This window comes from Rhodonellum psychrophilum GCM71 = DSM 17998, assembly GCF_000381545.1.
GTDB classification, from domain to species: Bacteria; Bacteroidota; Bacteroidia; order Cytophagales; family Cyclobacteriaceae; genus Rhodonellum; species Rhodonellum psychrophilum.
In genome coordinates this window covers 1-20,895 of sequence record NZ_KB906705.1, presented here as the reverse complement: position 1 = coordinate 20,895, position 20,895 = coordinate 1, and the positions used below count along the sequence as shown (strand labels likewise).

The following is a 20,895-nucleotide window of genomic DNA, read 5'->3' as shown; positions in this document are numbered from 1 at the left end:
GGGTGTTTTTCACAATATTGATTTTCTTCCAATTTGATTTTTGTCTGGCTTCTGCGCGCTAAAAATGAGTGGATCTCACTCGGTGAACCTTCGTGAGCAAACTCATTTTCTTCACGCTCTCCGAATCCTGCCAAAAACCGCTGATATATAGGCCGCCCATTCCTCCGGAGGAAGTTCGGTTTCAGAATATCGTTTCCTCCATTACTCCCCTATTTGCCTGCTCCGGCCCGGTCAAATTTCCTCCTACACACGACCGAAAGATGTTTGGTGGAGAGAATTGCAAATCCTGATTATCTGGGTTACTAGATTGCAAATCTCGACCAGCAAGTAATTCACAATACCCTTTTCCAATTATCTACGCCTTTTTCAATACTTCCCAAATGGAATTCTTTATCAAAGTGCTCCTCACGAAAAAGGGCAGCGCCCTGACATCATTTTATCCATGGGTTTCAACCCTTGGATAAAATGATGTAGAGTGGTCCATCTTCTTTGGCTACGAAAATGATTGACTCCCGAAGATTTTTCGCCAAAGCAGGTTTTGACAGGAGTGGTGATTTTGAATTCTTTCCCAATGGTAAGGAAACATGAAGTACTTATATTTGGCTAAGGAAAAGAATTAAAACCATGAAAATCGAAAAAAAGGAATTGTCACCAGAACAAATGGAAGCCTTGCTTCAAACATTGAAAATCCGTTTCGAGAAAAATAGGGACCGGCACAAAGGTCTTGACTGGGCAAGTGTGGAGAAAAAACTGGAAGGCCGACAATCGGCCCAAAAGCTGTGGTCGCTCCATGAAATGGAAGAGACAGGTGGGGAGCCCGATGTGGTCGGTGTTGACAAAAATACGGGTGAATTCATTTTTTTTGATTGTTCGCTGGAAAGTCCAAAGGGCCGAAGGAGTGTTTGTTATGATCGGGAAGGATTGGAGTCCAGAAAGGAACATTCTCCGAAAAACAGCGCTTTGGATATGGCAACTGAAATGGGCATTGAGCTGCTGTCGGAAGAGGAGTACCGGATGCTTCAGACTTTGGGAAACTTCGACTCGAAAACCTCAAGTTGGGTAAAAACCCCGTCCGATATCAGAGCGCTTGGAGGAGCGCTATTTGGCGATTTCCGCTATGGGCATGTCTTCTTCTACCATAATGGCGCCCAATCCTATTATGCAGCCAGGGCATTTCGGGGTGCATTGAAGGTCTGATTCTGACTGACCCTATGTTTTCAACATAAGGTTTTTAGGCAAAGGTTTCTGCCGTGCCGACGGTGCTTTGATCGAGGGCGTGTCGCCTACATCGCTACAATGAATTGTGGGGTTAAGAATTTGGTCAAGCCTACGGCTTTTCTGGGTTTGGAGTCTTTTTTGGCAATCGCGTAGCGATGATAGAAATCTTAACCTGGGATATCCATCCCCGCAAAAATGGCTGGTTTTTTTGGAATCCCATCGGGATGGGACAAAGATTTTTCCTTCAGCATTCAATTTTTCAACCCCAGACAATCCAAGAATCTGGACCGTCAAACCATTTTCAGCAGGTATCAAAAAATAATATTTGGCTTCGGCCTGAATGGGAGATATGCGTTTGTTTTATTTTTGTAACTTGATTTTCAAAAAAAACCGATATGGACAAAACCCTTGAAGGTATCCAAAAGATTGCGTATGCGCTCGTCATCTTCGTTTTTTCCATCATCATTCTTTACAATGGTGCCTTTATCATCGTGCCGCTGGTTTGGGGAATGTTTTTTGCCTTTTCGCTCTACCCCCTCACCAATTGGCTGGAGGAAAGAAGAATCCCCAGAGCACTGTCGATCCTGCTGGGCATCCTCATCGTTTTGGTGGTTGCATTGGGGATTATCTACCTGCTTTTCAATCAGATGCTTGCACTCTTGGCAGACATTCCTGAGATCGGGGAAAAGTTGACCCAAAAAGTAGATCTATACCTGACGGATCTCCAGTTGCTCTTCGGGATCGATTTTGGGCTCGAAGATGAAAAATGGAGTATTTCGAATCTGTTTTCCGGAGAAATGCTCAACAGCACCCTTTTTTCCACCGGGAAATCGCTCACCCTAGCCGCGATCATTCCGCTTTACATTTTCCTGTTGTTGTATTACAAGGATTTTTTCATTGAGTTTTTATTCAAGGTTTCCAACAAAAGCAATTCCCAGATATTGGCCTGGTCAGCCGATTCCGGGAAAGTGATCCAGGGCTATTTGATTGGGATCGTAAAAGTGACTTCTATCGTCGCCATCCTTTCAGGAATATTCTTTTATTTTTTGGGTGTCAAGTATTACCTGCTGTTCGCTGCATGGATCGCCTTTATGAACCTGATCCCCTACATCGGCGTGATCGTAAGTTCCGCATTGGTGATTTTGTATGTTTTCCTGACCACGGATACTTTTATCTATCCACTGATTACCCTGGCTGTGCTTTGGGGAATCCAAGTCGTCGAAAACAATCTCATCACCCCATGGGTCGTAGGGTCTAAAGTGAATGTCAATGCCTTTGTGGTGATCTTGGCAATTTTGATGGGAGGAGGACTTTGGGGTATTTCGGGAATGGTGCTGTTTATCCCCATCACAGGCATCCTGAAAATCACCTTTGACCGCATCGATGGCCTCAAGCCCTACGGTTTTTTGATGGGGGACAATATCGTGGTGACGGAAAAGAATGAAAATCTTTGGCGGATTTTCCGGAAAAAATACTGGAAATGAAAAAGCAGACCCGAAAGTCTGCTTTTTGTGCGCACGAGAAGACTCGAACTTCCACACCCAGAGGGCGCTGCCTCCTGAAGACAGTGCGTCTACCAATTTCGCCACGTGCGCAAGCGGCTGCAAAGGTGTAGAATAAAACCTTTCAAGACAAGTCGGTTTTCCAAAATGCACCAAATTCCTTTTTTTTCTACTATCAGCTGCCAACTCTCCAATTTCATCACGAATCAAACCCGCCTCTTGGACTATTTTTTAAACCCATTTTCCAAGCTCCTTCATGGCAACAATAATCGGATAAGCCTTTAATCCATTTTATGCATTACGAACTCCATTTAATATTTTAATTTACTGATAATCAAATAGTTGTAGACTATTTTTGACTTCACCCTATTGGTGTAAGGAATTAGTCTCCCAATAGTCTGATTTTCCTGAAGTTGCAATCTCATTTGGAAACGGAATGCATATTTCCATCTAACTTAATCAAGTTAGATGCTTTACGTTACTTTTTCGATGTCTTAGAATTCGGGTTTAATAAACTTTTTCACTACTTAGAAAATACGTAATTATTTAATTTAAATTACGTAAAAATACGTATTAATTAAAATAATTAATATATTGCATTCGGAATAAGCATCGGCCTATTTCGACCCAAAGTATCCCTGATCAGCATTAAAACTTCAATAAATCAGTTATTTACAACTATTGAATCGGTTATGAGGACTTCATCTAAAGCAAAAATCGGGATTATTGTACTGGTTTCTCTATTACGTATGAATTTTGCATTTGCGCAGTTTTCATTGAGTGGGGAAATCAGACCTAGGGCAGAATTAAGGCATGGCTTTAAATCGCCTTTATCGGAAGGAGCAAGCCCTGCATTTTTTATCGAGCAAAGATCCCGAATCAATTTTAGTTACAAAATGGAGGCGCTGACATTTCATCTTTCGGCCCAGGATGTCAGAATATGGGGGAATACGGCTCAGATTTATAAAACAGATCCCGCATTGACCAATCTGTATGAAGCTTGGGCAGCATATCAAATCTCTTCGCCGCTATCCATAAAAATTGGCCGGCAGGCATTGGATTATGACAATGCTAGATTCCTCGGAGATCTGGATTGGGCCCAGCAGGGAAGAAGCCACGATTTGGTCTTGTTGAAGTTTCAGGATTCCTTGGGTACCCAAGTACATCTGGGCGCAGCTTTCAACCAGAATGTGCCTTTTGAGCCGGGAAAACTCACGGGTACGCATTACGAAGGCTTGGACAATTACAAGGCCATGCAGTTTTTATGGTTTCACAAAAAAATGAAATCCTCGAAATTTTCGGTATTGCTCCTGAACGACGGCCGGCAAAAATTGAACACCAATCCCGAGGAAACCACTGTATACTTTCGGCAAACCTATGGGTTTATCGGGAGCAAAAAACTATTGACCCGCTTAGACGGTGAAATGGAAATTTATCATCAAGGTGGATTGGATCCAGTGGGGAAAAAGGTCTCTGCATGGTTGTATTCCGGAAGCCTAACCTACAATACCGGTTTCATTCCCCTGACTTTTGGTTACGATTACTTAAGTGGAACCGGACCAGGCACCACCCAAAACAATTCTTTCAATCCCCTCTATGGGACCAATCACAAATTTTATGGACTCATGGATTATTTCTATGTAGGCAATAACCATGGGCAGGGAGGGAGAACAACGGGATTGAATGATTTCTTCTTCAAAACCAATATTCCCCTCAACCCAAAAAACAAACTTCTCCTTCATTTTCACCATTTCAGTTCCCCGGAGCTAGTGTATGCCGATGCGGAATTGACGCTTTCACAATCACAGCATCTCGGGAAGGAAATTGATTTGGTTTGGAATGCACAGCTCAGCAAGGAGGTGGCTTTCACACTTGGCTATTCCCAAATGTTCGCCACTTCGTCCCTTTCTGCACTGAAAGGAGGCGGTCAACCTGCCGGACTCCAATATTGGGCATGGGCGATGATAGCGGTGAAGCCTGATTTTCTCGGAAAAAAATAAACAATCAAACCCAAAACCCCGACCCAAAATAACCACCTCTTTTCATTTCTCTTACCAAAACCTGTTTTGTCATGAAAAATCAAATTAAAAAAGCAACATCCATCAATCTGCTGAATTTCAAAACTCCTCAAATGCGTGCCTTTCATCTATCTTGGTTGGCTTTTTTCCTCTGCTTCTTCGGATGGTTTGGGATTGCACCCTTGATGGCGGTGGTCCGTGAAGAATTGGAACTGACCAAATCCCAGATCGGGAATATCATCATCTCCTCTGTGGCCATTACCGTGATTGCACGTTTGTTTATTGGTTGGCTCTGTGATCGGATTGGTCCCCGAATCACTTATACCTATTTGTTGATTATCGGCGCTTTTCCGGTGATGTTGATCGGTTTGAGCAATAGTTATGAGTCCTTTCTGATATTCAGGTTGGCGATCGGAGCGATTGGTGCTTCATTCGTGATCACCCAATACCATACCTCAATGATGTTTGCACCGAATGTGGTGGGGACAGCCAATGCGACTTCCGCAGGATGGGGAAACCTGGGTGGAGGGGTGACACAGATGGTCATGCCGATGATTTTTGCCATGTTTGTTGGGCTCGGCTTTTTGGACAAAGACGCTTGGAGATATGCGATGGTCGTACCTGGTTTGGCCATGGTCATCTGTGGCATTCTCTACTATCGACTCACCACGGATTTTCCCGAAGGAAATCTAAAAGACTTACTCAAAACGGATCCATCATTCCTGAAAAAGAAAAATGACAGCAAAGGAGCCTTTAAAGCTGCTCTGAAAGACAAAAGAGTCTGGGCACTTTTCATGATTTACGGCGCTTGCTTTGGCGTGGAATTGACCATCAATAACATCGCCGCCATTTATTACCATGATTTCTTCAAACTGGATTTGAAGACTGCTGGATTGATTGCGGGTCTATTTGGCCTGATGAATATTTTCGCAAGATCCATGGGTGGATTTTTTGGGGACAGAGCGGGTATCAAATGGGGATTGAAAGGTCGGGTGTATCTGATGGGTGGCATTTTGTTTTTTGAAGGATTGGCCCTGATGCTTTTTTCCCAAATGACCTTTTTGCCCTTTGCCATAGCGAGCATGATCGTCTTCAGTCTCTTCGTCCAAATGGCCGAAGGTGCCACCTACTCTGTGGTCCCTTTCGTGAATAAAAAAGCCATAGGCATAGTTTCCGGAATTGTGGGGGCAGGTGGAAATGCCGGCGCAGTGATGGCGGGTTTCCTCTTCAAAATGGAGAATGTATCCTATTCAGAAGGATTGGCAATCCTCGGGGTTTGTGTGACGGTGGTCAGTGGGCTATCGCTTTTGGTCAGGTTTTCCGAAAAGGATGAGAAAATCGCTGAGCTGGAATTGCAAAATTCCCTGGATGAAAAGTCCCTGGAATTGGTCCCTGTATATGAAATGGAGAAATAGGAGGAATTCAAGCTTGATTTTCACGCATACAAATTGTTATGAAACCGCAACAATCAAAAAGTACATGTTCATATTGTGGAGTAGGATGTGGGATCATTGTACAGCAAGATAAAAAGGGCAAGATCAAAGTAAAAGGAGACCCCGATCATCCGGTCAACAAAGGATTGCTTTGTGCCAAGGGAATGAACCTTCACTATGTGGTGGAAGACAGATCCGATCGCCTGCTCTATCCACAGATGCGCCGCGGAAAAGGGCACCCCTTGGAGAGGGTGGATTGGGATACTGCGATGTCCAGGGCAGCCGCAGTTTTCAAATCCATTATCCAAAAATTCGGCCCGGATTCAGTCGGTTTCTATGTGTCGGGACAATGCCTGACAGAGGAATATTACCTTGTCAACAAACTGGCAAAGGGTTACCTCAAAACCAATAACATCGACACCAATTCCAGGCTCTGCATGAGTTCAGCCGTCATGGGGTATATCCAAACACTTGGAGAAGATACCGTGCCCGTGTCTTATGAAGATATCGAAATTGCAGATTGTTTTTTGGTGGCCGGCGCCAATCCCGCCTGGTGCCATCCGATCATCTGGAGAAGAATAGAAAAACACAAAGAACTAAATCCGGGGACCAAGATCATTGTGGTAGATCCACGAGTTACCCAAACCTGTGACTTGGCAGATTTACATCTCCAGATTTTTCCGGGGACGGATGTGGTCTTGTATCAGGCGATGGGAAGATGCCTGATCGAAAGTGGGGACATTGACCTGCACTTTATCCAAAACCATACCGATGGATTTGAGGCTTACCAGAATGTCGTCATGCAAAAAAGCCTTGAAAAATCGGCTTTGATTTGTGGTGTGTCTGTTTCGGATATACAATTGGCCTCCAGTTATATAGGTGAGTCCAAAGGATTTTTAACTTTATGGGCGATGGGCCTTAACCAAAGTGCCGATGGAGTGAACAAGAACCTGGCTTTGATTGACCTGAACCTGATCACCGGACATATCGGGAAGCCGGGATCGGGACCGCTCTCTCTCACAGGACAACCCAATGCCATGGGAGGCAGGGAAGTGGGTGGCATGGCGACCTTGCTTTCCGCCCACCGAAAATTGGACAATCCCGAGCACCGAAAAGAAGTGGCCGATTTCTGGGGAATCGAGGAGTTGCCGGATAAGCCGGGGCTCACGGCCACGCAGATGATAAGCGCTTTGGAGGAGGGGACGTTGAAGGCCATTTGGATCATTTGCACCAATCCCATGGTGAGTTTGCCGGATTCCAAAAGAGTGGAAGAGGCCATGAAAAAGGCCCGATTTGTCGTGGTGCAGGATATTTCGTCTAAAACGGCAGGAATTCCCTTCGCGGATTTGGTTTTGCCTGCGGCAGGATGGGCGGAGAAAGAGGGGACCATGACCAATTCCGAAAGGAGAATCAGTCACCTGAGCAAGATCCTGAACCCTCCGGGAGAAGCATTGCCCGATGCGGAGATTTTGATCAAATTCGCCAATAAAATGGGTTTTTCGGGATTCGATTTTCCCGATGCAGCAGCCGTATTTAAGGAGCATGCCGCTTTGACCAAAGGGACCAACATCGATATTTCCGCATTGGATTATGGGATTTTGAAAGAAAGGGGATCCGTGCAGTGGCCATTTGTTTCCACCGATCAGCCGCCCTCCGTGAGACTGTTTACAGACAAGAAATTCCCCACTCCCAATGGACGGGCACAGATCAGGATTTCAGGTGCCCAAAACCAACATGAGGCCACTGATCCGGATTTCCCACTGATTTTGACCACCGGAAGGATCAGGGACCAATGGCATACCATGACCCGAACGGGCAAGGTCAGCAAATTGATGAAACATATTGACACTCCATTTCTGGAAATCCATCCCCATGATGCAAAGCAAAGAGGAATTGCCGAAGGCGATACAGTGGTGGTCAAGGGGAGAAGGGGGGAAGTGAGGATCCACGCCAAATTCTCAGACAAAATCCGTGTGGGAGTGGTGTTTCTGCCCATGCATTGGGGTAAAATTCTGGAGAATGATTTTGCCCGAACCAATAACATCACGGGCAATGCCATTGACCCGGTTTCCAAGCAACCCGATTTCAAATATTCGGTTGTGGAGGTGGCCAAATTCAGTAAACCCAAAGAAAAAATCATCGTGATCGGCGCGGGTGCAGCATCTTACCGCTTTATCCAAACCTATAGAGAGCTGAATGACCTGGATGAAATCCACGTTTTTTCCCAGGAAAAACATCCTTTTTACAACCGGGTACTTTTGCCGGACTATGTCAACCAGCACAAAACCTGGGAAGATCTCCAAAAATTCAAGGCCGGTGAAATGGAGTTGATGGACATGCACCTGTACTTGGAAAACGGGATCGAGGCCATCGACAAGCTCAACAAAACCGTGACGGATCAAAAAGGCAGGGTGCATCATTATGACCAGCTGATCATGGCCACGGGAAGCAGGGCTTTTGTGCCAAACGATGCGCCGATGTATCTGCCGGGGGTTTTCACGATGAGAAACCGACAAAATGCGGATGCTTTGGTCGATTACCTTGGGGGAAATGGACATGTCCTTATTGTCGGTGGGGGATTGCTCGGGTTGGAATTGGCGGCATCGCTTCGGGAAATTTCCATTGAGGTGACCGTGATTCAATTGGCTTCCCGATTGATGGAAAGGCAGTTGGATCCCGTGGCCAGCGCGCTGCTCAGAGAGAAAATCGAGGAAATGGGAGTGCAGCTTTATTTGAATAACCAGGTCAACCAGTTGGAGCAAAAGTCAGGGGAGCAGGGCATGAAAGTTCACTTGAAAAGTGGGATTTCATTGGATGTCAATGCTGTCGTATATGCCATCGGAACCCGGCCGAATGCTGAATTGGCAAAATCAGCGGGTTTGAACTGTGGCATGGGTGTCAGGGTCAACGATTATTTGCAGACGAGTGACCCCTGTATTTTTGCCATGGGGGAAATCGCCGAACACCGCCAAAAACTAAATGGAATCACGGCAGCGGCAGAGCAGCAAGCGGATGTGGCCGCACGGTTTATCAATGGGGACTTGCTCAGTATTTACAAGGGGACCGTTTCCATGAACATCCTGAAATTTGCAGACCTGGATCTTTGCTCCCTCGGAATCCCCGAAATCCCGGTCAATGCCGAAGGGTACGAAGAAATCCTGCTCATCGATACTGCCCAAACCTACTATAAAAAGTGCATCGTTTATCAAGACAAATTGGTCGGTGCCATCCTGATGGGGGACAAATCAGAATTTGCCGAATTTAAAATCTTGATCGAGGATAAAATCGAATTGTCCGAAAAAAGGCAAGAACTGCTCCGAGGCAAATCCGACAAGGAGGCGCTCTTGGGTGAAACAGTCTGCTCCTGCGGCGGTGTGGGCACAGGGAATTTAGAAAAGGCCATTGGTTCCGGGGCAACTGATTTCAGGCAATTGTGCCAGATTACGGGTGCTGGCTTGGGCTGCGGGAGCTGTAAACCCGAGATCAGGAATATATTGAAGCAATTCAGTAAATTGCCTGTCATTGCATAAGTTTCTTTCCATAATCCAAAAACGAAGATGAGTATAAGGTTCAAATCGGCTGACGTCATGGGAACAAAAGCGGTATCCACCAAGGAGAAAAAATCCGATTTGGTCAGGGTTTTTGTGAAAGGAGGAATCATCTCTCCGGGAGATTTCCAGAAAATCATTCAAACTGCCAATGAGCTGGGTGCCAATTTTGTCCACTTGGGCTCCAGGCAGGACATTCTATTTTCCTTGAAGGACAAAAACCTGGAAATCCTGGAGAAAACCTTTGATTCCATCCAGACGGCTTATGATACGGATGGAGAGGAATTTCAGAATATTGTCAGTTCATACACGGCCCTGGATGTGATGCCGACCACCCATTGGTTGGCTTCCCACATTTACCATTATATCCTGGATACATTTGATTACAAACCCAAGCTAAAAATCAACATTACCGATCCTGTCCAAAACCTGGTTCCGCTCTTTACGGGCAATATCAATTTTGTGGCTTCTTCCCATGAAAATTATTGGTACGTGTATTTGCGTTTTTCACAGATTGACACCAAACCTTGGTGTGCCCCAGAATTGGTTTTTGGCTATGACTTGGCCAAATTGGCCAAACAAATTGAAGCGTTTGATCCGCAAAATGGCCAACTTACCCATTCGGAGATCTTCCGGAAAGCAAGGGAGGGCTTGACCATCAATACCCAAAATCTGGATCAGGAATTGACTTATCCCGAAGCGACATCTCCCTACTATGAAGGGATGAACAGGATCACAGGAGGAAAGTATTGGCTGGGGCTATATTGGAGGAACAACAAGTTTACGATCAATTTTTTGAAAGCCCTGTGTGAATTGTGTTTGGAAACGAACATTGGAAAGTTGAGCATCACTCCATGGAAATCCTTGATCGTAAGGGGAATCGCTGAAAAGGACCGCTTGAGTTGGGAGAAATTGCTGGGCAAATTCGGTATCAATATCCGCCACAGTTCTTTGGAACTCAATTGGCATTTGCCTGTGCTGGATGAGGAAGCGCTGGACATCAAAAATTACCTGGTCAGGGCCCTGGACAAGCAGGACATCAGTACCTATGGACTTTCTTTTTCCATAAAAATCAGGAACATGGTGCTGTTTACATCCATAGTGATTGAAAAAAACACCCAGGCCAAGGAGAAGGATCCCGATTCCTTCAATATTCTCTACTCAAAGGATTTCAATCCCAATCTTTCAGAATATTATTATTTCGTCAAAAATGTTGCTTTGGAAACCATTCCATCGCTTTTGATTGAATTGAGTTACAAATACTATGATCAATTGGATGTTCGAAAAACCGGAGACCCTAAAGAAAATGCCGAGGAGGTCAAACCCGGTCAAACCAGAAAATACCAATGTTCAAGTTGTCTGACGATTTATGACGAAAGTATCGGGGATCCGTCTTCGGATATCACCGCAGGAACTGCATTTCTCAAATTGCCCGCAGATTACAGTTGCCCAGTCTGTGAAAGCCCCAAGTCCGCCTATCGGCTGATTTAAAATATGCAGCCCTACCGAGTCACTTTGTCAATGTTGTGAAGTAAATTGATTCGACTTTGCGAGAGGATATTTTAACACAGAGGGCGCGAAGGGTCTCATGAAGGCCGCAAAGGTTGTTTGGTAGTTTTGAAAATCGGTTGGTTTTCGGAAGATTTAAGATTTTTTCTTTGCGTTCTCCGCGAAAACCTCCGCGGACTTTTCGATAAAAGTTTAACGTAGAGGGCGCCAAGTGTCTCGGGAAGGCCGCAAAGGTTTTTTTTGTGGCTTTGAAAATTGGTTTGTTTTCGGAAGATTTGGGAAGACGTATTTTTTTCTTTGCGTTCTCCGCGAAAACCTCCGCGGACTTTTCGATAAAAGTTTAACGCAGAGAGCGCTAAGTGTCTCGGGAAGGCCGCAAAGGTTTTTTTGTGGTTTTGAAAATCGGTTGGTTTTCGGAAGATGTATTTTTTTCTTTGCGTTCTCCGCGAAAAACTCTGCGGACTTTGCGATAGAAGTTTAACGCAGAGAGCGCCAAGTGTCTCGGGAAGGTCGCATAGGTTTTTTTGGTGGCTTTGAAAATCGGTTTGTTTTCGGAAGATTTGGGAGGATGTATTTTTTTCTTTGCGGTCTCCGCGAAAAACTCCGCGGACTTTGCGATAGAAGTTTAACGCAGAGAGCGCCAAGTGTCTCGGGAAGGCCGCAAAGGTTTTTTTTGGTTTTGAAAATTGGTTTGTTTTCAGAAGATTAGGGGAAATCCTTGTTTTTTCTTTGTGTTCTCTGCGAAAACCTCCGCGGACTTTGCGATAAAAGTTTAACGCAGAGTGCGCCAAGTGTCTCTGGAAGGCCGCAAAGGTTTTTTTTGTGGTTTTGAAAATTGGTTTGTTTTCAGAAGATGAGGGGGAATCCTTGTTTTTTCTTTGCGTTCTCTGCGAAAACCTCTGCGGGCTTTGCTTGTGCCGTGAAATCTCAGTCAACTGAAGGACTGAGATATGTTGTAATTGAGATGATACAAGCCAAAAGTAAATGGCTGAAGTATCGATAACGCTGTTCAGGCGGAGTTATCAAACCGCCCAGTGCTGCAAAAGCCGCAAGGCTGCTGTGGTGAACGAACTGGGAAAAGGCGGAACAACCGTCAGGTATGGATTTAAGAGATGAATGCAAATGAATCGCTGATGAAGTGACGAAACCGCGTAGTTGCTGGGCTAAATCGCATTGTGCAAAGGATGCAGAGAAGAGTATGGCAGAAACCTGACTACTGGCCATATGCCCGCCGTCATACAGGCGACATGACTTAAATCCGGGCTCATTTACGGAACTCGGGATCTCCGTTCCAAGGGAGCCGTGCAGAACGGCGGAACGGAAGTCGGACCGACCATAGTAGTGTTGACACCCTGTGAAAAGAGGGAGGAGCGAAGGGATCGGGTTATTCAGTTGGATATTCAAAACAACAACCCGCTACGGTGGGGATGATTCGGAATGGATGTACACGTAAAGAAGACAGTACCTATAGAGTACTATGACGTTGCCAAAGCTTATCAGAAGGTAAGAAAAGGAGGCAATGCAGTTGGGATTGACCAAGAGAGCTGGATAGACTTTGATAAAAAGCCTGAACGGAATCTCTATGTGATCTGGAACAGGCTAGCCTCTGGGAGCTACCATCCGCAACCCGTCAGGGAGGTAGAGATACCCAAGAAAGACGGAAGCATGCGCAAACTGGGGATACCCACTCTGAGAGACAGGATAGCGCAGCAGGTGATCAAGGACTACATGGAAAAGCGCATCGACAGGCTGTTCCATACAAACTCCTATGGCTATAGGCCTCTTAAGAGCGCACATCAGGCCGTAGAACAGGTCAGGCAGAATAATTTCGGTTTTGACTGGGTGATAGACATGGACATCAGCAAGTTCTTCGACGAAGTGGACCATGACCTTATTCTCAAAGCGGTATCGCATGTTATTGAAGAGAAATGGGTATTGATGTATGTGGAGAGATGGCTCAATATGCCTGTCCAGAAGAAAGACGGAACTATTGTGCCAAAGCAAGGAAAAGGAACACCCCAAGGGGGAGTTATCAGCCCGATACTGGCCAATCTCTACCTTCACTTCGCCATGGATAAATGGCTATCGAAACACTATCCTAGGATACGCTTTGTGAGATATGCAGATGATGTGGTAATCCACTGTTCGACCCACCAGCAGGCTGAGCAGGTCAAGGAAGCGCTGATCAACAGGCTGGCGGAAGTAAAGCTGAGGGTCAATGAGAGCAAGACGCACATTGCCTACTGCAAAGACTACCGCCGAAAAGGGAACCATGAAACCGTAAAGTTTGAGTTTTTGGGTTTTAGCTATCAGCCCAGAGCCAGAAAGAGCAAGCGTGATGGGAAAAACTACATGGCCTTTACCGCAGAGATCAGCCAATCCAACAAAAAGAAGATCGTCCAGACCATCAGAGAATTGGAAGCCTGGCGTGATACAAGGTTGGATATCCGGGAAATAGCCAGTCAACTTAATGTCAAGTTAAGGGGATGGATCAACTACTACGGCTTATTCAGTAAGCGGACCCTGCGAAGGAGCTTACAGAAAGTGGATGAACGCCTGTTGAAATGGTTTGGGAAAAAGCACAAGACAGGTGTCAGAAAGGCAATGGCAAAACTCAAGGTGATAAAAAGAGAAAACCCGGAACTCTTTTATCATTGGCAATTAGGTTAAAGTCGAATCTTTATCAAGAATAACAAGAGCCGTATGACGGGAGACTGTCACGTACGGTTCTGTGAGAGGCTTAGGGGTGAGATTCCCCTTTGCCTACTCGGCGAGAAATGTTTGTCCAAAGGTTTTTTGTTGTTTCAATGAATTTTTGGAGAAACACTTTCCGCGTTTTTCAGAGAAATTGTTGTGGTTAAAGGTTGTTTGCATACCTGTGGAGGCCATCCTTCAGCATCACGACATTGAAATTAATTAGAAGGCCTAATTTCAACTTTGAAAGCCGCAAATAGGTCAGAATTTGAGCTTTATGGATTTTGGAAATTTCGGAAACAGATTTCACTTCAATCAAAACTTTGCCTTCAACTAGCAAATCCAACTTATATCCTACATCCAAAACCACATCTTGGTAATAAAACGGCATTGGTTTTTGTTGGTGAACATTCAATCCCAGTTTCCTTAAGTCATAGGCAAGGGCATGCTCATATACAGATTCCAATAATCCTGGTCCAAGATTTTTATGAAGGTTGATAGCGGCAGTTACAATTTCAAATGAAATGTCATTTTCAGTCATTACATCAAAGTTAGGGAGTTAGAAAAATTGAATCTATTTAAATTTCGATATTTAGAAGGTTTTTAAACGTTTAATAATCGTTTAATTGCTAATAGATAAGTAATTAGGAGAAATTATTTAAACGCAGAGAGCGCCAAGTGTCTCGGGAAGGTCGCAAAGGTTTTTTTGGTTTTGAAAATCGGTTTGTTTTCAGAAGATTAGGGGGAATCCTTGTTTTTTCTTTGCGCTCTCCGCGAAAACCTCCGCGGACTTTGCGAGAAATTATTTTAACGCAGAGAGCGCCAAGGGTCTCGGGAAGGCCGCAAAGGTTTTTTTTTGTGGCTTTGAAAATTGGTTTGTTTTCGGAAGATTTGGGAGGATGTATTTTTTTCTTTGCGTTCTCCGCGAAAAACTCTGCGGACTTTGCGAGAAATTTTTAACGCAGAGGGCGCCAAGTGTCCCGAGAAGGTCGCTAAGGTTTTTTGTGGTTTTTAGAACCGGATGGTTTTCGGAAGATGTATTTTTTTCTTTGCGTTCTCCGCGAAAACCTCCGCGGACTTTGCGATAGAAGTTTAACGCAGAGGGCGCCAAGTGTCTCGGGAAGGCCGCAAAGGTTTTTTTGGTTTTGAAAATCGGTTTGTTTTCAGAAGATGAGGGGGAATCCTTGTTTTTTCTTTGCGTTCTCCGCGAAAACCTCCGCGGACTTTGCGAGAAATGTTTAACGCAGAGAGCGCCAAGTATCTCGGGAAGGTCTCAAAGGTTTTTTTGTGGTTTTTAAAATTGGTTGGTTTTCGGAAGATTAGGGCGAATCCTTGTTTTTTCTTTGCGTTCTTCGCGAAAACCTCTGCGGACTTTGCGAGAAATTATTTTAACACTCAGAACGCCAAGCGTTTTGCTTGGATTAAAAAATTACCCGGCAAGGGCTTTGCCGATGACCTTTAGGGCTTTTTCTGAGTGCTTCAATTTCAGGGCGGCATCATGGCCTTTAGGGGACATTTTGTTCCAGGTTTTTTGGACGATGGAAATGATTTTTTCTTCTTCCCCAGCATGTTTCAGGATAAAATCGTCAAAGTAATACTGCAGGAATACCAAACAGATCACGTCTTCCAAAGCCTGGGCATCCTCGTCGGTTTTTAGCCTCCTTTTGTTGATCAAGTCGGTCACTTTTTGGATTTCGGTATCCGAATACCTCTGTTTTTCCATGATGGAGGAAGCCAAATCCCCATGGAATTTTTTGAGTGAGGTCCGCCATTGCAGGTACCCTTTCCGGTCCATCGGATAGGCATCCCTCGGGATTGACCATCGCCGGATATGCTGTGCACGCGCCGCCAATGTCAAGGTTTCCGAAGCATTGGGGAGAAATTCCTGGAGCATTGCCGACATCCGCTGGCTGTAAAGCAATTCCTTCGGGTATTCTTTTCCCTGCCAGCTTTCCAGATTTGGATCCTCAGCATTGATTTTGTCAATTTCTTCCAGGGTTTGCGCGAAACGAATGTCAGCCATTAGCAATCTTGTTTTCGGGTGTTTTTAAATTTCTTGATTAATCCCCACAATAAAAAACCGGAACAGCCAAAAACAACCTGATTTTGCCAAATCGTTCCTCCGTGAAGATCAAATCCAATGTTTTAGCCTTTAGAATACCGGAAAACCGCAACCTTTCATTCCAATAACCCTCAACTTCAAATCCCCGGTTTTGGTCTGGGTTTTCTGCGCACTTCTCTTTTCAACCGCTTTGATGTATTATCAATTCTATTCTGAAATTATCTGATAACCAGTGAGTTGTTTCTATTTTTTGACTTCACCCTATTGGATCCTTCCTTATTTTCCAAATAGTCTGATTTTCATGGAGTTTCAACCCTTACTGGGAAACGGAATGCATATTTCGGATTGAACTTTCAATTTCAATTTCAATTTTTTGTCCCTAAACCCCAATTCTCGCATCCCGCAGCAAATGTTCATGAAGCATGCTTAGGGATTGGGATTGGGCTCGGATCACTTCACCGATGACAATGATGGCAGGGGCTTTTATCCGTTTTTCTTCCTGGAGTTCTACCACTTTGCCAAGCCCACTGACCAACAGCCGTTCTTGCGGGAGGCTGCCGTTTTCGATCAGGGCAATGGGTTCTTCAGTCCCTCTGTATTTTTGAAAAAGCGCAGTGATCTCCTGTAGTTTGGACAAGCCCATCAAGATCACAACTGTTGCAGTGGATTGGGCAGCAAGTGGCAGGTCATGGGAAAGTGATCCGTCCTTTAAGGTTCCCGTGACGACCCAGAAACTTTCGTTGATGCCTCTTTTGGTCAAGGGGATGCCGCAAAGTCCGGGAACGGCGATCGAGCTGCTGATTCCAGGGACATAGCTTGCCGGAACCCCATGGGCTTGGGCATATTCCAGTTCCTCATGACCCCTTCCAAAAATATAGGGATCGCCACCTTTCAACCTGACGACATGGCCCATGGTTTTGGCGTAGCCCACAATCATCTTGTTGATCTCCTCCTGCTGCTGATAATGCTGGCCGGCTCTTTTCCCTACGTATATTCTCAATGCTGTTTCTGGAGCATAATCGAGCAAGGCCTCATTTGCCAAGGCATCATATAGGACCACATCTGCGGATTGTAGTGTTTTGACTCCTTTAAGGGTAATTAACTCTGGATCTCCTGGGCCTGCACCCACCAGCGATAGTTTTGGTTCAATTCTTTTCATTGGGATATCTAAGTAGTATTGAAAATAAAAGTAAGTATAAATTACGTAAAAATACGTAATTATATGAATTTTTATTTTTACCTTAGCCCCTGAATCAGAATGGGATTCAGAAATACTATTGAACCCGAAATATGCATTCCGTTTCCAAATGGGATTGAAACGGAAAGAGAATCAGACCATTGGGAGAATAATTCCTGACACCAATAGGGTGAAGTCAAAAATAGTCAACACCTAATTGATTATCAGTTAATTAAAATATTAAATGGAGTTCGTAATGCATAAAACGGGTTGAAACAATACAGGATCTAAACACAAAAGATTATTTATGAAAAAGGTGATCGTGATCGGAAATGGAATGGTAGGCTATAAGTTTTGTGAGAAGCTTAGGGCTGCTGAAGGAGGAAAGGATTTTAAACTGACGGTATTTGGCGAGGAACCCTGGCCGGCCTATGACCGAGTGCATCTCAGTGCTTATTTTTCAGGTTCCAATGCGGAAGACCTTTTGATGGCACCGAGGCAATGGTATTCGGACAATGCTATTGAGCTGAGAACAAATGAACTCATTGTCAACATCGACAGAATACAAAAGAAGGTCTTCAGCCATCTTGGCAAGGAAGAGGAATATGATTTTCTCATTTTAGCGACTGGCTCGGCGGCTTTTGTCCCGCCGATCAAAGGAGTGGAAAAGAAGGGGGTTTTTGTCTACCGCACCTTGGAGGATCTGGACGGCATTATTTCTTATGGGAAGCAGGCCAAATCCGCAGCCGTCATTGGCGGGGGATTGTTGGGGCTGGAAGCGGCAAAGGCGGTAGTGGACTTGGGTCTAAAGGCGCACGTGGTGGAATTTGCCTCCCGACTGATGCCCCGTCAACTGGATGAAAACGGCTCTGGCTTGTTGAAATCCAAACTGGAGGACCTCGGAATTTCGATTCACCTCAGCAAGAATACTGCTGAAATCAGCGGAAATGGAAAATTGACGGGCTTGAGTTTTACGGATGGAACACATTTACCGGTTGAAATGCTGGTGATTTCGGCTGGGATAAAACCCAGAGACGAATTGGCCAAAGGCTGTGGACTTCAGACCGCTCCCAGAGGTGGGATCATCGTCAATGAATTCCTACAGACGGAGGATCCCTCCATTTTTGCGATTGGGGAGGCCGCATCCTATCAGCAGATGGTTTATGGATTGGTCGCTCCCGGATACGAAATGGCTACTCAGGTAGTCAATCAGCTCGTATCCAATCAGGTAAAGCCCTTTATGGGTTTTGACATGTCCACCAAATTGAAGTTGATCGGGGTGGAAGTGGGAAGTTTTGGTGATCCTTTTGGAGAGGGGGAACCGAGCAAGACCATCGTATTTGAGGACAAAGTCAAAGGCATTTACAAGAGAATCAACATTTCCCAAGACGCAAAAAGATTGTTGGGTGGGATATTGGTGGGTGACACCTCCAACTACAACATGCTTTGGCAGATGGTCCAAAACAACATGCCTTTGCCTCCTGAACCCGAGGATTTGATTTTGGGTGCCAGAGGGGGAAAGGAGTCCCAAGGGGCTGGAGTCGAGTCCTTACCGGATGCCGCACAGATTTGTTCCTGCGAAAACGTGACCAAGTCAGACATTTGTGTTGCCATTTCTGAAGGTGGCATGATGGATATTCCCGGGATAAAATCCTGTACCAAGGCGGGAACGGGTTGTGGTGGCTGCATGCCGATGATCACCGACCTCCTCAATCACCAACTCAAAAGCATGGGCAGGAAAGTGAAGAATGTCCTTTGCGAACATTTTGATTACTCCAGACAGGAATTGCTGGACCTTGTCAAGATCAAGGGCATAAAATCTTATGATGCTTTACTGGAAGACTTTGGGAAGGGAGATGGTTGCGAAACCTGTAAGCCTGCAGTCGCATCTATTTTGGCCAGTACCTGGAATGAATTGATCCTCAAGCAAGACACCATTCAGGATACGAATGACAGATTTCTTGCCAATATCCAAAAAGGAGGCACTTATTCTGTCGTTCCCCGGATTCCCGGAGGAGAAATCACGCCGGATAAACTGATTGTCATTGGCCAGGTAGCCAAGAAATACGGGCTGTACACCAAGATCACCGGAGGGCAGCGGATTGATTTGTTTGGCGCGCGGGTGGATCATCTGCCGGATATTTGGGAGGAATTGATCGATGCGGGTTTTGAAAGTGGGCATGCCTACGGCAAATCGCTCCGGACTGTAAAAAGCTGTGTGGGTTCCACTTGGTGCAGATACGGCGTACAGGATGCGGTTTCCTATGCCATTCGTGTCGAAGAGCGGTACCGCGGATTGCGCTCCCCGCACAAAATCAAAGGTGCGGTTTCCGGTTGCATTCGGGAATGTGCAGAAGCGCAAAGCAAAGATTTTGGCATCATCGCCACCGAAAAAGGATGGAACCTTTATGTCTGCGGCAATGGTGGCTCCAAACCGCAACATGCCCAACTGCTGATCAATGATGTCGATGATGAGACTTGTATCCGATACATCGATCGTTTCTTGATGTTTTATATCAAAACTGCCGAACCCCTGAACCGGACGGCCACTTGGTTGAACAAGCTCGAGGGTGGAATGGATTACCTCCGCGATGTCGTGGTCAATGATTGTCTGGGTATCGGAAAGGAGTTGGAAAGGGAAATGGATTTCATGGTCGAAACTTATGCCTGTGAATGGAAAGAAGTGGTCAACAACCCGGAACTGAGAGCCAAATTCAAGCATTTCGTGAATGTCGATGAGGAAGACCCCACTTTGGCATTTCAACCGATGCGGGGGCAAAAGATCCCGGCCGAATGGGGTGTTCCACAATCCAAATAATAAAATTCAATGCCAATACCACAGGGTATTGACCGCTGTTCAATAACAGTTTTCTAAAGGACCAAAGCATGGTTTCTTTCTAAAATCAAAACCTCAAATATTCCTCAAAGCAATGATTGGAGAAATAGAAAAATACAAAAAAGTGGAAGTCAATAACATCACCACCTGGTTCAAGGCCGCGTCCATCTCCTCTTTTCCGGAAAATGGGGGTGCTTGTGTGAAATTCAAGGATTTGCAGATCGCCGTTTTTAATTTCAGCAGAAGAGGGGAATGGTTTGCCTGCCAAAATCTTTGCCCGCACAAAATGCAGATGATCCTTTCCAGGGGAATGCTGGGGAGCGTGGCGGAGGAACCAAAGGTGGCCTGCCCTTTCCACAAAAAGACCTTTTCGCTGAAGACAGGCAAAAACCTCAACGGTGATGCCTGCGAAATCACCATCTATCCGGTGAAAGTGGAGGAGGGTTTTGTTTATATTGGATTTGATGAAGGGTATTAAAAAAAAATGTGAGCATCCGTTATTGTGGCAGTTTAATGGGCTTTTGAGAAAAAGAAGGGAGACGGGGGATGGGAGACAGAAGACGGAAGATGACGATGCCTGAAATCCACTGACCATTTTTGTTAACTGCACACTCAGGGATATTGTATAGATTACATCTCGATTCTGAGCTTTTGTTTGGCCTTAAAATGATGGGGCTCGATGCCCCACCATTTTAATCATTTGCGTCGACTGACTCTGTCATCTTCGCTCTTGTTTGGCTCTGTGAATATATCCATTTTTTTTCAAACATTTCTGGTGACATTCTAGCCAACGTCGAATGCGGTTTTGAGGAGTTGTAGAGTTTGACTGTATGGTCAAGTTCCCTACTCAGTTCAGGTAGGTTGTTGATGTTTTTGAATCGGAGATATTTGTTTTTTA

At 45.2% G+C, this 20,895-nt stretch carries 14 protein-coding genes and 1 tRNA gene; 10 read left to right on the top strand and 5 right to left on the bottom strand.

Annotation, left to right across the window (positions count from 1 at the left end):
* Positions 1-624 precede the first annotated feature (624 nt).
* A complete protein-coding gene (locus F824_RS0124770; RefSeq protein WP_019600637.1) occupies positions 625-1,197 on the top strand; it encodes a DUF4256 domain-containing protein in 573 nt (190 codons plus the stop codon).
* Between the two features lie 416 nt (positions 1,198-1,613).
* On the top strand, positions 1,614-2,702 hold the full coding sequence (locus tag F824_RS0124760; protein ID WP_019600635.1) for an AI-2E family transporter: 1,089 nt from the start codon (positions 1,614-1,616) through the stop codon (positions 2,700-2,702).
* 28 nt (positions 2,703-2,730) lie between these two features.
* Here the strand turns inward: F824_RS0124760 and F824_RS0124755 are convergent.
* Positions 2,731-2,813 (bottom strand) — tRNA-Leu (locus tag F824_RS0124755).
* Positions 2,814-3,412: 599 nt separating this feature from the next.
* On the opposite strand from F824_RS0124755, the gene F824_RS0124750 reads away from it, so the two are divergent.
* From F824_RS0124750 to ltrA, 6 genes are all read left to right on the top strand, one after another.
* Entirely contained in the window at positions 3,413-4,720 is a 1,308-nt protein-coding gene (locus tag F824_RS0124750; protein WP_139189933.1) for an alginate export family protein, read from the top strand.
* A 71-nt stretch (positions 4,721-4,791) separates the two neighbouring features.
* Complete coding sequence (locus F824_RS0124745; protein WP_019600633.1) at positions 4,792-6,153, top strand: MFS transporter; 1,362 nt, start codon at positions 4,792-4,794, stop codon at positions 6,151-6,153.
* A 38-nt stretch (positions 6,154-6,191) separates the two neighbouring features.
* Entirely contained in the window at positions 6,192-9,701 is a 3,510-nt protein-coding gene (locus tag F824_RS0124740; RefSeq protein WP_019600632.1) for a nitrate reductase, read from the top strand.
* A gap of 27 nt (positions 9,702-9,728) precedes the next feature.
* The gene (locus F824_RS0124735; RefSeq protein ID WP_019600631.1) at positions 9,729-11,210 is read left to right on the top strand and encodes a rubredoxin; all 1,482 of its coding nucleotides are present in this window, start codon (positions 9,729-9,731) and stop codon (positions 11,208-11,210) included.
* A 1,002-nt stretch (positions 11,211-12,212) separates the two neighbouring features.
* Positions 12,213-12,344 (top strand): hypothetical protein, encoded by a 132-nt coding sequence (locus tag F824_RS28100; RefSeq protein ID WP_262500777.1) that lies wholly within the window; start codon positions 12,213-12,215, stop codon positions 12,342-12,344.
* 321 nt (positions 12,345-12,665) lie between these two features.
* Positions 12,666-13,898 (top strand): group II intron reverse transcriptase/maturase, encoded by a 1,233-nt coding sequence (ltrA, locus tag F824_RS0124725; protein ID WP_019600629.1) that lies wholly within the window; start codon positions 12,666-12,668, stop codon positions 13,896-13,898.
* 187 nt (positions 13,899-14,085) lie between these two features.
* Here the strand turns inward: ltrA and F824_RS0124720 are convergent, their stop codons facing one another.
* The 3 genes from F824_RS0124720 to cobA form a co-directional block, all read right to left on the bottom strand.
* A complete protein-coding gene (locus F824_RS0124720) occupies positions 14,086-14,463 on the bottom strand; it encodes a GxxExxY protein (protein WP_019600628.1) in 378 nt (125 codons plus the stop codon).
* Positions 14,464-15,351: 888 nt separating this feature from the next.
* Positions 15,352-15,945, bottom strand: a complete 594-nt coding sequence (locus tag F824_RS0124705; protein ID WP_019600625.1) for a DUF4202 domain-containing protein — start codon at positions 15,943-15,945, stop codon at positions 15,352-15,354.
* A gap of 418 nt (positions 15,946-16,363) precedes the next feature.
* Positions 16,364-17,143 (bottom strand): uroporphyrinogen-III C-methyltransferase, encoded by a 780-nt coding sequence (gene cobA / locus F824_RS26545; protein ID WP_019600623.1) that lies wholly within the window; start codon positions 17,141-17,143, stop codon positions 16,364-16,366.
* 325 nt (positions 17,144-17,468) lie between these two features.
* Here cobA and nirB point away from each other — a divergent pair, with 325 nt between their 5' ends.
* Together nirB and nirD are read left to right on the top strand one after the other, a co-directional pair.
* Entirely contained in the window at positions 17,469-19,979 is a 2,511-nt protein-coding gene (gene nirB, locus F824_RS0124685; RefSeq protein ID WP_019600622.1) for a nitrite reductase large subunit NirB, read from the top strand.
* Between the two features lie 112 nt (positions 19,980-20,091).
* The gene (gene nirD, locus F824_RS0124680) at positions 20,092-20,475 is read left to right on the top strand and encodes a nitrite reductase small subunit NirD (protein ID WP_019600621.1); all 384 of its coding nucleotides are present in this window, start codon (positions 20,092-20,094) and stop codon (positions 20,473-20,475) included.
* Positions 20,476-20,689: 214 nt separating this feature from the next.
* Here the strand turns inward: nirD and F824_RS27890 are convergent.
* Positions 20,690-20,895, bottom strand: a 206-nt coding sequence (locus F824_RS27890) for a hypothetical protein (protein WP_033405717.1), incomplete at its 5' end; no start/stop codon positions are given.